The following is a 12,539-nucleotide window of genomic DNA, read 5'->3' as shown; positions in this document are numbered from 1 at the left end:
GGGAGTGGAATCAGGGCGCGATTTTACCAGCTGAAACAATCCTGTAATGTTCCGCGCGCAAATTCAGCCTGAAACCCCGTATTCCGGGGCTATATGCCCACCGCGGACGGCCTGGACGGCCTACATGCGCAGGCCGAAGGCCTTGCCGATCGCCTCGACGGTTTCGGGGCTGTCCCACTCCTTGGCGCCGAACACCTTGTGCACGACCTTGCCGTCGGCGTCGACCAGCACCGTGAGCGGGATGCGGTTGGCGCCGAGCATGTTCTCGAGCGCGAGCTTGTGGTCGATGAAGTGCGGGAAGCTGGTCTTCGCCTGGGTGAGGAAGGCCGTGGCGCGCTCGGGGTAGTCGTCGATCGAGATGCCGATGACGTTGAACTGCTTGCCGTAGCGCTTCGACAGGCGCTCCAGCGACCCCATCTCGGCGAGACAGGGCGGGCAGTAGCTCGCCCAGACGTTGATGATCAGCGGCTTGCCGCGATAGTCGCCGAGCAGCTTGGAGCCGGCGGTGAGGCCCTGCATCGGTATCTGGCGCAGGGTGCCGCCTTCGGGCACTTCTCCGGGCGTGGCGAAGGCGGGGCCGGGCATTGCGGCGAGGCACAGGGCGAGGGAAACGAGGGCTTTCTTCATCTTGGCGGCGGGTCGGGAGCGCGGCGCGGTACGCCGGAAAAGCGTGAGCATAGCAGGAGGTGTCCTGCGGCGCAGGGGCGTCGGGGGCGTGTCACGAGTTCGACAAAAGCGTTGTCGCGAGTTCGACAGCGGCGGAGATGAATGCGTGCGCGTTTCGCAAGCCATTGATTTAACGCACTGTGCGGTCTGGCATCGATCGTGCATCGGTTCCCCTGCCCCCGCGACATCCGCGCCACGGGCGCACACAGGAAACCGACATGAGCGCACTCAAACAGAGAATCGACAGCCTGCTGGTCGAACCCGGCTGCGCGACGAACCAGGCGAAGAGCGACAAGGCGCGCAAGGAGGGCTGCAAGAAGCCGCTGACGCCCGGCGCCGCGGCCGGCGGCTGTGCCTTCGACGGTGCGAAGATCGCGCTGCAGCCGGTGGTGGACGTCGCCCATCTGGTGCATGGGCCGATTGCGTGCGAGGGCAATTCGTGGGATTCGCGCCACGTGTATTCGTCCGGTCCGCAGACCTACCGTACGGGCTTCACGACCGACATGGCGGAGTTCGACGTGATCTACGGCGGCGAGAAGCGCCTGTACCGCGCGATCAAGGAGATCGTGGACAAGGTGAATCCGCCGGCGATCTTCGTGTACCAGACCTGCCTGCCGGCAATGATCGGCGACGACGTCGAGGGGGTGTGCAAGGCGGCGAGCGCGAAGTTCGGCACGCCAGTGATCCCGGTGAACGCGCCCGGCTTCGCGGGCAGCAAGAACCTCGGCAACAAGCTGGGCGGCGAGGCGCTGCTCGACTATGTCGTCGGCACGCAGGAGCCGGAATATACGACGGATTGCGACATCAACCTGATCGGCGAGTACAACGTGGTCGGCGAGTTCTGGCAGGTGAAGCCGCTCTTCGACGAGCTGGGCATCCGCGTGCTGGCGACCTTCTGCGGCGACGCGCGCTACCGCGACATCGCGGGCTCGCACCGCGCCAAGGCGGCGATCATGCTGTGCTCGCAGGCGCTGATCAACATCGCGCGCAAGATGGACGAGCGCTACGACATCCCCTTCTTCGAGGGCAGCTTCTACGGCATCGCGGACATGTCGGACTGCCTGCGCCGGATCTCGCGCCTGCTGGTCGAACGCGGCGCGCCGGCCGACCTGCCGGCGCGCGCCGAGGCGCTGATCGCACGCGAGGAGGCGCGCGCGTGGGCGCGGCTGGAGAAGTACCGCGCGCGGCTGGCGGGCAAGCGGGTGCTGCTTTTCTACGGGCGGCGTGAAGTCGTGGAGCGTGGTGGCGGCGCTGCAGGAGGTGGGCATGGAGATCGTGGGCACCTCGATGCGCAAATCGACGCAGAGCGACCGCGCGAAGGTGGTCGAGATCATGGGCACCGACGCGCACATGTTCGACGAGCTGCCGCCGCGCGAGATGTACCGGATGCTGAAGGAGTCGCAGGCCGACGTGATGCTCTCGGGCGGGCGCTCGCAGTTCGTCGCGCTGAAGGCGAAGACGCCGTGGGTCGAGATCAACCAGGAGCGCCATCACGCCTACGCGGGTTACGACGGGGTGGTGAATCTCGTCGCCGAGATCGACAAGGCGCTCTACAACCCGATCTGGTCGCAGGTGCGGCAGCCGGCGCCGTGGGAGCTGGCCGAAGGCTGGGGCGAGCGCGTGGCCGCGGAGTGAGCGGCCGCGGGAGGCTCGGAGGGCCGCGACGCTACACGGCCGACGCGGGCGTTTCGGGCGCCGGCAGCGCCTGCGACAGTGCTCCGATCAGGTCGGCGAGCGTGCGCGCGGCGCGGTCGCGCGCCTCGTCGATGTCCGCGGCGGGGGCACCCTCGTGGATACGCCGCTCGAGTTCGGCCGCAACTTCCTGCAGCAGCGCCGCGCCGATCTGCCCCGCCAGGCCTTTCAGCGAGTGGGCGAGGCGCTCGGCGGCGGCGAGGTCACCTGCCGCGAGGGCGGCATCCAGGCGCGCGGTGAAATCCCCGTAGCCGGTGACGAACTTGCGTAACAGGGAGAGGTAGAAGTCTTCCTTCCCCATCAGGCGGCGCACGCCCAGATCGGGATCGAGGCCGGAAATCCGCCTGAGCCGTGCGAGGACGGCGCACGGAGCGGCGGACAGCGCCCCTGCTGCGCCCGACGTGGCGGCGGCGGTTGCGTCGCCGCGCGGCGCGATCCAGCGCAGTAGCGCGGCCCACAGGCGATCGGGGTGGATCGGTTTGGCGATGTGGTCGTTCATGCCCGCCTCGATGCACTGTTCGCGGTCGCCCGCCATCGCGTTGGCGGTCATCGCGACGATGGGCAGGTCGGCGCAGGCAGGCAGGCGGCGGATCGCGCGCGTCGCGGTCACGCCGTCCATCACCGGCATTTGCATGTCCATGAGCACGAGGTCGTAGGCGGCCTGCTGCACGCGCTGGACGGCTTCTGCACCGTTGCAGGCGATATCGACGCGGAGGCCGGCGGCGCCGAGCAGCTCGCTCGCGACCTCCTGGTTGAGTTCGTTGTCTTCGACGAGCAGCAGCCGGGCACCGCGGATCGCGGCGAGGTCGGCCGGCGCTTCGCCAGCGGCGGCGTGCGGCCTGGCCGGACGCAGGGCGCCGTCGAGCAGCCGGATCGCGGTGTCGAACAGCGCGGAGGCGGTGACCGGCTTGAGCAGGATGTCGTCGACGCCGGCACCCACGGCCGCGCGCGCGACATCCTCGCGCCCGTAGGCGGTGACGACGATGCGCACGGGCAGCCGCGGCAGGCCGAGCTGGCCGATCGCGCGCGCGGCGGCCACGCCGTCGAGCTCGGGCATCTGCCAGTCGATCAGGACGATGTCGTAGGGTTCGCCGGCGTGCGCCGCGCGCTCGACTTCGGCGACCGCTGCGCGACCGCAGTCCACGGTGTGCACATGGAAGGTCATGCAGCGCATCATCTCGGCGAGCACCTCGCGCGAACTGAGGTTGTCGTCGGCGACCAGGGCGCGCAGGCCGCGCAGGTCCGGGGCGGGCATCAGCAGGTGTCCCTCGGAGCGGCCGATGCCGAGGCGGCAGGTGAACCAGAAGGTCGAACCGGCGCCGGGCTGGCTGTCGACGCCGACGCTGCCGCCCATCATGCCGGCGAGCCGCTTGCTGATCGCGAGCCCCAGCCCGGTGCCGCCGTACTTGCGCGTGGTCGAGGTGTCCGCCTGTTCGAAGCTGCGGAACAGGCGGTCGCGCAGTTCGTCATCGATGCCGATGCCGGTGTCGCGCACTTCGAAGCGCAGCACGACGTCGCCGTCCACGAACTGCTCGCGCCGGATGCGCAGGACGATCTCGCCACGGTCGGTGAACTTGACCGCGTTGTTGGCGTAGTTGAGCAGGATCTGGCTGATGCGCAGGGGGTCGCCGACGAGGCTGGCCGGCACGTCCGCCGCGACGTCGATGACCAGTTCGAGCGCCTTCGCGTTGGTCTTCTCGACGATCTGGGCGCCGACGTCTGCAACGGTCTTCTCGAGGTCGAAGTCGATGCGCTCGATGATGAGCTTGCCGGCCTCGATCTTGGAGAAGTCGAGCACGTCGTTGATGATGCCGAGCAGGTGCTGGCTGGACGCCTGGATCTTCTCGAGGTAGTCGCGCTGACGAGCGTCGAGCTGCGTGCGCAGCGCGAGGTAGGTCATGCCGATGATGGCGTTCATCGGCGTGCGGATCTCGTGGCTCATGTTGGCGAGGAAATCCGACTTGATGCGTGCGGCATCCTCGGCGAGCGCGCGGGCCTTCTCCATCCGCTCGATGGCTTCGAACTCGGCGGAGATGTCGTCGATGACCCACACGGAGCCCTTGCTGCGGTCCGACGGTTCCACCGCGGTGCCGGTCAGGCGCGCCCAGAACAGCGAGCCGTCGCGGCGCATGAGCTGCTGCTCGCGCCGGTGCGACTCGCCGCGCCAGATCGCGGCATACACCGGTTCGCCGCCCGCCGCGTGCGCGGCCTCGTCGGGATACCAGACCGCCGTGCGCTGGCCGACGAGTTCGCCCGGCGGCCAGCCGAACATCTCGTGCAGGCGCCGGTTGCCGCGGACGAGCACGCGGTCCTTGATGAGCGCGATGCCCGAGGTCGCGGTGTCGAAGATCGCCTGCTGCTCGGCATTGGCTTCGCGCAGCGAGGCGCTGACCGCGGCCAGTTCGGCCGTGCGGGCTGCGACCCGACGGTACTTCATCTCGTGTGCGCTCCACGGTCGAGAGACCATCGCGCGGCGGTCCCGCTGAGGTCGGGAGAAAATGCGCCGCAAGAGGCAAATCGCGTAAGCGGCTCCTGGAAAACGGGCATCCTGCGCTCCTCGTGTCCTGAATGTCGGGTTCCCGGACATACCTGCCGGGCGCGCCCGAACTCGTGTGCGACTGCCTGCGGACGAGGCGTCGACGCACGACTCCAGCCGGGCGTCATCATACCGCGCGCGGCCTCTATTGCCGTGCGGGATTGCCGCCGGGATCGATCTGCACTCGCGCTACGCGGGATTTGTGGCGCTTGCGACACGTTCGTGTCGGACATCAGCCAAAGCGCCGTTCGCACGCCGGTGCGCCGCGGCCATGTGCCTGTTTTTACTGAGAATGCACCGCTGGCACCGTTCCTGCTGTGCAGTGCTCGTACCCTTTCGAGCACGCATCATGGCCACGATCATTCCCGGCAGGAAAGCCTGCACGACGAACCCGCTGAAGATGAGCGCCCCGATCGGCGCCGCGCTCGCCTTCCTCGGCATGGACCGCGCGCTGCCGCTGCTGCACGGCTCGCAGGGCTGCACGGCCTTCGGGCTGGTGCTGTTCGTGCGCCACTTCCGCGAGACCATCCCGCTGCAGACGACCGCGATGAACGAGGTCACGACCATCCTCGGCGGCCTGGAGAACATCGAGCAGGCGCTGCTCAACATCAAGAAGCGCGCGAACCCGGCGTTGATCGGGCTGTGCTCGACCGGCATCACGGAGGCCAAGGGCGACGACGTCGCGGGCTTCCTGAAGCTGATCCGCGAGAAGCATCCGGAACTCGCCGACACGGAGGTGGTGTTCGCGACGACGCCGGATTTCGTCGGCGGCTTTTCCGACGGCTGGGCGAAGGCCGTCACTGCCATGGTCGACGCACTGGTGCCGCCGACGAAGGTGCGCACGCCGTGGCAGGTGAACATCCTCGCGGGCTGCCATCTCACGCCGGGCGACATCGAGGAGATCCGCGAGACGGTCGAAGCCTTCGGCCTCACGCCCATCGTGCTGCCGGACCTCTCGGGCTCGCTCGACGGCCACATCCCGGAGACCTTCCTGCCGCACACGCTGGGCGGCACGCGCCTGGAGGACGTGAAGCGCATGGGCGCCTCGGCGATCACGATCGCGATCGGAGAGCAGATGCGCCCGGCCGCAGCGCTGCTGGAGAAGAAGGCCGGCGTGCCCTTCCGCGTGTTCGAGCGCCTGTCCGGGCTCGCCGCCTGCGACGCCTTCATCGCGCTGCTGTCGGATCTGTCCGAACAGGACGTGCCGATGAAATACCGCCGCCGGCGCAGCCAACTGCAGGACGCGATGCTCGACGGGCATTTCTACTTCGGCGAGCAGAAGGTCGCGATCGCCGCGGAGCCGGACCTGCTGTTCGCGCTGTCGCACTTCTTCGCCGACATGGGCGCACAGGTGACCTGCGCGATCGCGCCGCAGGACGCCCCGGTGCTCGCGCGCGTCGCTGCGGAGACGGTGCGCATCGGCGACCTGGGCGACTTCGAGGAGCACGCCGCCGGCTGCGACCTGCTGGTCACGCATTCGCACGGCCGCCAGGCTGCGGCGCGGCTGGGCATCCCCTTCTGGCGCGCCGGCCTGCCGACCTTCGACCGGCTCGGCGTCGCACACAAGGTCACTGTCGGCTATCGCGGCACGCGCGATCTGATCTTCGAGGTGGGCAATGTCTTCATGGAGCAACTGCACGCGCATGAACAGCACGTCACCCCCGCCAGCATCCGGCCCGACCTCCACCGAACCGGCCCCGCGCCGGCCGTGGATGCGCCGGCTCACGCTGGTCACTGACTCGTCCCTGGGAGAACTCGGCATGAAAGTCGCCTTTGCAACGGAAAACCTGATCGACGTCGACGCCCACTTCGGCTGGGCGAAGAAGATCGCGATCTACGAAGTGCAGCCGGACGCGAGCCGGCTGGTCGAAGTCGTCGAGTTCGCCGGCGATCTCGCCGAGGACGGCACCGAGGACAAGCTCGTGCCCAAGCTCGACGCGGTGCGCGACTGCGCGATGCTGTATGTCGCGGCGATCGGCGGCTCGGCCGCGGCCAAGGTCGTGAACCTGCGCGTGCATCCGGTGAAGGTGGCGTCCGCGCAGCCGATCGCGAACATCATCGAGCGCCTGCAGGAGGTGCTCAAGGGCACACCGCCGCCGTGGCTGCGCAAGGTGCTGCTGAAGGGCCGCGAGCGCAGCTTCGATTTCGATGCGGAGCAAGACGCCGCGAGCGAGGCCGAACATGTCTGACACCCTCGCACCGGATGAGGCGGCCATCGTCATCGCCGCATCGCCCTTCCTCGCGGAGCTGGTCAAGCTGATCCGCGCCCAGGACACCTTCGGACGGCGCGAGCACAAGAGCGATGCCGAGATCCTCAAGCCCTTCGTCGTCGACAAGGCCGCGCGCAAGCAGATCTCGATCATCGACGACCCGGGCCCGGAGGTGATGGCGCGGGTGGATCTGTTCTACAACGCCGCCGGCCTCGCGATCGAGCGCCGCACGGGGCTGATCGCATCCCCGACGATCAAGCTCAACCACGAAGGTTTCGGCCGCGCGATGCTGACGACGGGACGCCTGATCGTGTTCTCGAAATACCACCGCGACATCCACCGCTTCGGCTTCGACACGCTGCAGGCGCTCGCCGAAGCCGGCGACCGCATCGTCGACGAGGCGGCCGGCCTCATCGGCCGCTTCCCCGAAGTGGCGAATTTCTGAGGCATTTCGAGGAGGATGGCGATGACGAGCGACGAATTGAAGGCACTGGTGAAGAAGCTCAACGCGCAGGCCACGCAGGCGAAGATGGATCTGCACGACCTGTCCGAAGAGTTGCCGATCGGCTGGGAGCGCATCCCCGAGCAGGCGCAGAAGACCTTCGAGGCCTACGCGAAGCTCACCGAAGCGCGCGCCCGGCTGGCCGCAGCGGGCTGAACGCCGGATCCCGACCGAACCTTTTTACGGAGCAGCCATGTCCCACTTCACCGTCACCCTGCCCTCGGGCGTCGCCTGGACGCCCAACTTCATCGCCGCGATCAATCAGGAGCGCTGCATCGGCTGCGGCCGTTGCTTCAAGACCTGTGCGCGCGAGGTGCTGCAGCTGATGGCCGTCGACGACGAGGGCGAGATGTTCGCGATCGAGGACGAGGACGAGGAGTGCGAGAAGAAGGTGATGCACATCGCACACCCGGAGAACTGCGTCGGCTGCGAGTCCTGCAACAACAACTGTGCGCGCCGCTGCATCTCGTATGCGCCGAAGGCGATGTGACATGCGCCCCGCTGCCGCTTGGCTCGCGATGACGGACGCGCGCTGGAAGCCCGGCGGCAGCATGTTCGCCAGCGGCGCGCGCCACGACGAATACGAGGACGTGCGCCGCCTGCTGCTGCAGGGCGCCGCGGGGCGCAGCGCCGACGTGGTCGCGCTGGCCGAATGCGTCGCGCGCGCCTGCATGGGCGAGGACCACCTGTGGCACGACCTCGGCCTGCCCGCGCGCGCCGAGCTGTCGGCGCTGCTGCACGAGCATTTCCCGCGCCTCGCCGGGCGCAACGTGAACGGCATGCGCTGGAAGAAGTTCTTTTACAAGCAGCTGTGCGAAGAGGTCGGCATCAGCGCCTGCCGCGCGCCGTCCTGCGGCGTGTGTGCGCACCACGGCGAATGCTTCGGCAGCGAGGAGTTGCCGCTGCTCGCTTTCGCCTGACCGTCGTTCTCCCGCTCAGCCGCGCCGCAGCACCTCAAGCTGCACCGACGCGGCGCGGAACATCCGCGTGACCAGCACGCCCAGCACGAGACCGCCGAACGCGCCGAGCACCGCGGCGACGTCGGTGTGCGCGAGCCGGTCCCCGCCGATCGCACCGACGACGATCAGCAGCGCCGGCAACAGGTAGCCGAGGAGTGCCGCACGGTTGATCGCGTCCGGGTCGGCCGCGAGCGTCACCGCATCGCCCGGCGCGAGGCCGTCGCTCTCGCCGACGGGCACCGTCACGAGCGACAGCTTGCCGCCGCCCGCGAGCTTGCCGACCCCGCAGCGGCTGCGTTCGCCGCAGCTCGAACAGCCCTGCACCGGCACCGCGACGAGGGCCTTGCCCCCCTCGACCGACCGGACCACGCCGTCGTGCATCACCGCATCGGACATCGTCGCCCCCCGATCAGAACGCGTAGGGCCGGTGCAGCCACTGCCGCAGCACCGCGAGATCGCGTTCGGGAAGATAGGAAAAACCCGCCGCCGCGTCGGACGCGACCGCGGCCGGTACCCAGTGCCCCACCGCCTTGCCGGCGAGCATGGCGAAATACCACGCCATCGGATAACCGACGGCGCGATCGAACGCGAGCAGCGCCGCATGCAGCGACAGCCCGCTCGCGCCCTCGCGCGCACCGAAGCGCGGCGCCTCGCCGGTCAGCGCCGAGATCGGCGTCGCACGCACGATGGTCTGCCGGAAGCGGTCCAGATGCTCGCGCAGCGCGATCGCCCAGTGGTTGCAGAAGGCGGTCGCCGGCCCTGCGCTGGAGGCGTCCCAGTCCGCGACGAAGCGGTGGATGGGCTGCGGCTCGAGCGCCTGCGTGCGCATGCGCGCGAGCAGGTCGCCGACGTGCGTGAGGCGGCGGAAGCGGTAATGCGCGGCCTCGACCGGCGTGCCGCAGCGCGGCCCATGCTCACCCGAGCACGCCTCGCCGCCGCAGGGCGCATCGATCAGCTCGTCCAGCGTCCCGGGCGCAGCGTCGTCGCGGAACAGCGGCGACGCCCAGGTTTCCTGCAACTCCTCGACCTCCAGCTGGACGAAGTCCGTGCTCGCGCGCCCCGGCGTCGCGGCGGCGAAGTAGTGCGTGCGACCACGCAGGTGGGTCGCGCGTAGCGTCGAGCCCGCATAGTCCTCCAGCATCGCGCCGAGCTCGCCGTCGCGTGCCTCCAGTTCCGCGACGGCCCATTGCTCGAGATTGTCGGAAACGCGCACGCCATCCGCGTCGATCACGCCCCCCAGCCGGTACCAGCCGCCGCGGCACAGCACCTCGCGGAACGGCCAGTCGGGCAGGTGCTTGCGGATCTCGTGGGCGAGCGCCGCCGGCCCTGCGGCCGCGGGGGTCACGGAGCAGGCTTCGACGACGGGCTCGGCAAGCTGGCGGCAGCGCTCGCCCCAGGCAGTGGGCGCATTCATGCGGGCCTCGTTCCCGGATGGCCGGACGACGCGCGCCCGGCAGCGGTTTGCACGCGCATCACAGATAGACGATGCAATTCTCGCCGGCCGGACACACCGCCAGGCATTGCGGCGAATCCGCGTCGCCGTCGCATTCCGTACAGGTGTCGACGGTGATGCGGAAGACGCCGCCCTTCTCGGTGATCGACTTGGTCGGACAGGCGGGCTTGCAGTCGCCGCAGGCGGTGCATTCATCGGCGATGATCTTCATGGCCATGGTGGGCTCCTTCAGGACGGGTGGATGGGATCCGATTCCCCGCGCCGTCGCGACAACGACGGCGCGGGAGGCTCACGGGACTTATCGCAAGGACGGTGCCAAGACCGGCCTACCGACCCAAGCCACTGAAAACAAATAACAACACGGCCAATCGCAGCCTTGACATGCCGCGTCGCGAATGTCGGGTTTGTGACATGCGACGCGCCACGTAGTACGGAACCCGCGGACATGAAAGCCATCGAACATTTGCCCGCCTTCAACAGGACGACACGATGCACGCCCCTTCCCGCCCCCACGGCCCCGCCACGACCCGCGGCACGCTGCGCCGCCACCTCCTGCGCTGGCTGGGCGGCCTCCCCTTCCTGCCGCTCGGGCTGACCGCCACCGCCCTCCCGGCCGGCGCCGCCACCCTGCGCCCCACGCCCGAGGACGACATCGGCCCCTTCTACCCGCTCGACTGGAACGGCGACATCGACGCCGACCTGACGAAGCTCGCGGGCGCAACGGGGACCTGCCGTCGAAGGCGCGCTGCTGCGCGTCAGCGGCGCGGTGCGCGACACCGCGGGAAAACCGGTCGCAGACGCCGCCGTCGAGATCTGGCAGGCCGACGCGCGCGGCCGCTACCGCCACCCCGGCGTCGATCCGCGCACGCGCGACTCCGCCTTCCAGGGCTTCGGCCGCACGATGACGGACGCCCAGGGCCGCTACAGCTTCCTCACGGTCCTGCCGGGCAACTACGGCTCGCGGCCGCCGCACATCCACTTCCGCGTCGCCCAGCCCGGGCGCGCCGAATTCGTCACGCAGATGTACTTCCGCGGCAACAACCGCGAGGGCAACGGCTATGCCCCGCCCGAGCGCGAGGCGCTGAGCGTCGACGTCGCCGCGGCGAAGGCCGGCACCCCCGCCGCGGCCACCTTCGACATCGTCCTCGCATCCCGCTGAGCACGCCCCCGGGGCAATCCGCGCGGGCTGTCGCAAAGACGACAGCGGCGTCGACTTTGTCGGGATTGCCCCGGCGCCCTACCCGCTCGCCGGGCAGTCCGCGCCGCATCGCAAACCGCTGAATCCGCGACACTTTCCGCCCACAGCGGAGCCCGTGGCACGCTCCATGCACTAGCGCCGTCGTAACGACCCCCGCCGCAACCGACACGACGCGCCAGCCATGACCGCCACGACCGAAATCCTGTTGCTGCTGCTCTCGACCGCCCTCGTGAACAACGTGGTGCTGGTCAAGTTCCTCGGCCTGTGCCCCGTGATGGGCGTCTCCAAGAGCATGGACGCCGCCCTCGGCATGGGGCTCGCGACCACCTTCGTCATCACGCTCGCGTCGGCGCTGTGCTGGATGCTCGACCACTGGCTGCTCGCGCCCTTCGAGCTCGGCTTCCTGCGCATCCTGTGCTTCATCCTCGTGATCGCCGCAGCGGTGCAGTTCGTCGAGATGGTCATCAAGAAGACCAGTCCGGCGCTGTACCAGAGCCTCGGCATCTACCTTCCGCTGATCACGACCAACTGCGCCGTGCTCGGTCTCGCGCTGCTCAACGTGCAGCAGAGCTTCGGCTTCATGAAGAGCGTGCTGTACGGCTTCGGCTCGGCGCTCGGCTTCACGCTGGTCCTGCTGGTCTTCGCCGGCCTGCGCGAACGCCTCGCGCTCGCCCGCGTGCCCGCCGCGTTCAACGGCGCGCCGTCCGCATTCATCACCATCAGCCTGCTGAGCCTCGCCTTCATGGGCTTTTCCGGCCTGATCTCCTGAGGAGCGTCGCCATGCTCGTTGCCGTCTCCAGCCTCACCGTCCTCGGCGCCGTCCTGGGCGTGCTGCTCGGTTTCGCGAGTCGCCGCTTCCACGTCGAAGGCAACCCCATCGTCGCCGAAGTCGAGGCGCTGATGCCCGGCTCCAACTGCGGTCAGTGCGGCTTCCCCGGCTGCACCGGTGCGGCGGCGGCGATCGTCGGCGGCGAGGCGCCGGCCACCTGCTGCCCGCCGGGCGGCAAGGCGCTCGCTCAGAGCCTCGCCGCCAGGCTGGGACTCGAGATCGACCTCTCGGCGGTCGCCAACGCCGGACCGCAGCTCGCCGTCGTCACCGAAGACATCTGCATCGGCTGCTGCCGCTGCATCAAGGCCTGCCCGACCGACGCCATCCTCGGCGGCGCCAAACAGATCCACGCAGTGCTGCGCGAGGCCTGCACCGGCTGCGGCAACTGCGTCGACCGCTGCCCGACCGAAGCCATCGGCCTGAAACCGGTCCCGATCACGCTGCAGCACTGGGTGTGGCCGAACCCGGCCCGCGCCTGAACCCGGAACGCACAT

The 12,539-nt window shown here is 69.1% G+C and carries 15 protein-coding genes and 1 pseudogene; 11 read left to right on the top strand and 5 right to left on the bottom strand.

The window, feature by feature from the left end; all coding sequences use genetic code 11:
• Nucleotides 1-120: 120 nt before the first annotated feature.
• Nucleotides 121-678, bottom strand: coding sequence for a TlpA family protein disulfide reductase (locus AzCIB_RS03455; RefSeq protein WP_083446862.1), 558 nt, complete (start codon nucleotides 676-678; stop codon nucleotides 121-123).
• Between the two features lie 206 nt (nucleotides 679-884).
• On the opposite strand from AzCIB_RS03455, the pseudogene AzCIB_RS03450 reads away from it, so the two are divergent.
• Together AzCIB_RS03450 and AzCIB_RS24595 are read left to right on the top strand one after the other, a co-directional pair.
• Nucleotides 885-1,829 (top strand): annotated as a pseudogene (locus AzCIB_RS03450) (nitrogenase component 1); the annotation flags it as partial.
• Nucleotides 1,830-1,932: 103 nt separating this feature from the next.
• A complete protein-coding gene (locus AzCIB_RS24595) occupies nucleotides 1,933-2,301 on the top strand; it encodes a nitrogenase component 1 (RefSeq protein WP_232299425.1) in 369 nt (122 codons plus the stop codon).
• 31 nt (nucleotides 2,302-2,332) lie between these two features.
• On the opposite strand, the gene AzCIB_RS03445 is transcribed toward AzCIB_RS24595, so the two are convergent.
• Nucleotides 2,333-4,795 (bottom strand): response regulator, encoded by a 2,463-nt coding sequence (locus AzCIB_RS03445; protein ID WP_050414607.1) that lies wholly within the window; start codon nucleotides 4,793-4,795, stop codon nucleotides 2,333-2,335.
• 448 nt (nucleotides 4,796-5,243) lie between these two features.
• Between AzCIB_RS03445 and nifN the strand changes: the two genes are divergently transcribed.
• The 6 genes from nifN to AzCIB_RS03415 are packed head-to-tail and all read left to right on the top strand — an operon-like array spanning nucleotide 5,244 to nucleotide 8,526.
• Nucleotides 5,244-6,632 (top strand): nitrogenase iron-molybdenum cofactor biosynthesis protein NifN, encoded by a 1,389-nt coding sequence (gene nifN, locus AzCIB_RS03440; RefSeq protein WP_050414606.1) that lies wholly within the window; start codon nucleotides 5,244-5,246, stop codon nucleotides 6,630-6,632.
• 22 nt (nucleotides 6,633-6,654) lie between these two features.
• A complete protein-coding gene (gene nifX, locus AzCIB_RS03435; RefSeq protein WP_050414605.1) occupies nucleotides 6,655-7,083 on the top strand; it encodes a nitrogen fixation protein NifX in 429 nt (142 codons plus the stop codon).
• Nucleotides 7,076-7,549: a NifX-associated nitrogen fixation protein gene (locus AzCIB_RS03430; RefSeq protein ID WP_050414604.1), complete on the top strand. Its 474-nt coding sequence runs from the start codon at nucleotides 7,076-7,078 to the stop codon at nucleotides 7,547-7,549. The genes nifX and AzCIB_RS03430 overlap by 8 nt, the downstream gene beginning before the upstream one ends.
• Nucleotides 7,550-7,570: 21 nt before the next feature.
• On the top strand, nucleotides 7,571-7,762 hold the full coding sequence (locus AzCIB_RS03425; protein WP_050414603.1) for a CCE_0567 family metalloprotein: 192 nt from the start codon (nucleotides 7,571-7,573) through the stop codon (nucleotides 7,760-7,762).
• Nucleotides 7,763-7,799: 37 nt separating this feature from the next.
• The gene (gene fdxB, locus AzCIB_RS03420; protein ID WP_050414601.1) at nucleotides 7,800-8,096 is read left to right on the top strand and encodes a ferredoxin III, nif-specific; all 297 of its coding nucleotides are present in this window, start codon (nucleotides 7,800-7,802) and stop codon (nucleotides 8,094-8,096) included.
• A 1-nt stretch (nucleotide 8,097) separates the two neighbouring features.
• Nucleotides 8,098-8,526, top strand: a complete 429-nt coding sequence (locus AzCIB_RS03415; RefSeq protein ID WP_050414600.1) for a nitrogen fixation protein NifQ — start codon at nucleotides 8,098-8,100, stop codon at nucleotides 8,524-8,526.
• Nucleotides 8,527-8,541: 15 nt separating this feature from the next.
• Here the strand turns inward: AzCIB_RS03415 and AzCIB_RS03410 are convergent, their stop codons facing one another.
• Genes AzCIB_RS03410 through AzCIB_RS03400 form a run of 3 tightly spaced genes read right to left on the bottom strand, consistent with a single transcriptional unit; the run spans nucleotide 8,542 to nucleotide 10,235 of the window.
• Complete coding sequence (locus AzCIB_RS03410; protein WP_050414599.1) at nucleotides 8,542-8,961, bottom strand: SoxR reducing system RseC family protein; 420 nt, start codon at nucleotides 8,959-8,961, stop codon at nucleotides 8,542-8,544.
• A gap of 13 nt (nucleotides 8,962-8,974) precedes the next feature.
• Nucleotides 8,975-9,979 (bottom strand): hypothetical protein, encoded by a 1,005-nt coding sequence (locus AzCIB_RS24390; protein ID WP_050414598.1) that lies wholly within the window; start codon nucleotides 9,977-9,979, stop codon nucleotides 8,975-8,977.
• A gap of 58 nt (nucleotides 9,980-10,037) precedes the next feature.
• On the bottom strand, nucleotides 10,038-10,235 hold the full coding sequence (locus AzCIB_RS03400) for a 4Fe-4S dicluster domain-containing protein (RefSeq protein WP_018989074.1): 198 nt from the start codon (nucleotides 10,233-10,235) through the stop codon (nucleotides 10,038-10,040).
• 549 nt (nucleotides 10,236-10,784) lie between these two features.
• Here AzCIB_RS03400 and AzCIB_RS24590 point away from each other — a divergent pair.
• The 3 genes from AzCIB_RS24590 to AzCIB_RS03385 all read left to right on the top strand — a co-directional run bounded on the left by AzCIB_RS24590 (nucleotide 10,785) and on the right by AzCIB_RS03385 (nucleotide 12,524).
• Nucleotides 10,785-11,177, top strand: a complete 393-nt coding sequence (locus AzCIB_RS24590) for a dioxygenase family protein (RefSeq protein ID WP_050414597.1) — start codon at nucleotides 10,785-10,787, stop codon at nucleotides 11,175-11,177.
• A 220-nt stretch (nucleotides 11,178-11,397) separates the two neighbouring features.
• The gene (gene rsxA, locus AzCIB_RS03390; RefSeq protein WP_050414596.1) at nucleotides 11,398-11,985 is read left to right on the top strand and encodes an electron transport complex subunit RsxA; all 588 of its coding nucleotides are present in this window, start codon (nucleotides 11,398-11,400) and stop codon (nucleotides 11,983-11,985) included.
• A gap of 11 nt (nucleotides 11,986-11,996) precedes the next feature.
• Nucleotides 11,997-12,524, top strand: coding sequence for an RnfABCDGE type electron transport complex subunit B (locus tag AzCIB_RS03385; protein WP_050414595.1), 528 nt, complete (start codon nucleotides 11,997-11,999; stop codon nucleotides 12,522-12,524).
• Nucleotides 12,525-12,539 lie beyond the last annotated feature (15 nt).

The organism is Azoarcus sp. CIB (genome assembly GCF_001190925.1).
Classification (GTDB): domain Bacteria; phylum Pseudomonadota; class Gammaproteobacteria; order Burkholderiales; family Rhodocyclaceae; genus Aromatoleum.
This window is presented reverse-complemented; position numbering and strand designations above follow the sequence as displayed.

Bases quoted from the DNA above. Each gene is read 5' to 3' on its own strand.
- AzCIB_RS03415 (WP_050414600.1), top strand. From the start codon at position 8,098: ATGCGCCCCGCTGCCGCTTGGCTCGCGATGACGGACGCGCGCTGGAAG.
- AzCIB_RS03430 (WP_050414604.1), top strand. From the start codon at position 7,076: ATGTCTGACACCCTCGCACCGGATGAGGCGGCCATCGTCATCGCCGCA.
- AzCIB_RS03445 (WP_050414607.1), bottom strand. From the start codon at position 4,795: ATGAAGTACCGTCGGGTCGCAGCCCGCACGGCCGAACTGGCCGCGGTC.
- AzCIB_RS03385 (WP_050414595.1), top strand. From the start codon at position 11,997: ATGCTCGTTGCCGTCTCCAGCCTCACCGTCCTCGGCGCCGTCCTGGGC.
- nifX (WP_050414605.1), top strand. From the start codon at position 6,655: ATGAAAGTCGCCTTTGCAACGGAAAACCTGATCGACGTCGACGCCCAC.
- AzCIB_RS24390 (WP_050414598.1), bottom strand. From the start codon at position 9,979: ATGAATGCGCCCACTGCCTGGGGCGAGCGCTGCCGCCAGCTTGCCGAG.
- AzCIB_RS24595 (WP_232299425.1), top strand. From the start codon at position 1,933: ATGGAGATCGTGGGCACCTCGATGCGCAAATCGACGCAGAGCGACCGC.
- rsxA (WP_050414596.1), top strand. From the start codon at position 11,398: ATGACCGCCACGACCGAAATCCTGTTGCTGCTGCTCTCGACCGCCCTC.
- AzCIB_RS03410 (WP_050414599.1), bottom strand. From the start codon at position 8,961: ATGTCCGATGCGGTGATGCACGACGGCGTGGTCCGGTCGGTCGAGGGG.
- AzCIB_RS03425 (WP_050414603.1), top strand. From the start codon at position 7,571: ATGACGAGCGACGAATTGAAGGCACTGGTGAAGAAGCTCAACGCGCAG.
- nifN (WP_050414606.1), top strand. From the start codon at position 5,244: ATGGCCACGATCATTCCCGGCAGGAAAGCCTGCACGACGAACCCGCTG.
- AzCIB_RS03455 (WP_083446862.1), bottom strand. From the start codon at position 678: ATGCTCACGCTTTTCCGGCGTACCGCGCCGCGCTCCCGACCCGCCGCC.
- fdxB (WP_050414601.1), top strand. From the start codon at position 7,800: ATGTCCCACTTCACCGTCACCCTGCCCTCGGGCGTCGCCTGGACGCCC.
- AzCIB_RS03400 (WP_018989074.1), bottom strand. From the start codon at position 10,235: ATGGCCATGAAGATCATCGCCGATGAATGCACCGCCTGCGGCGACTGC.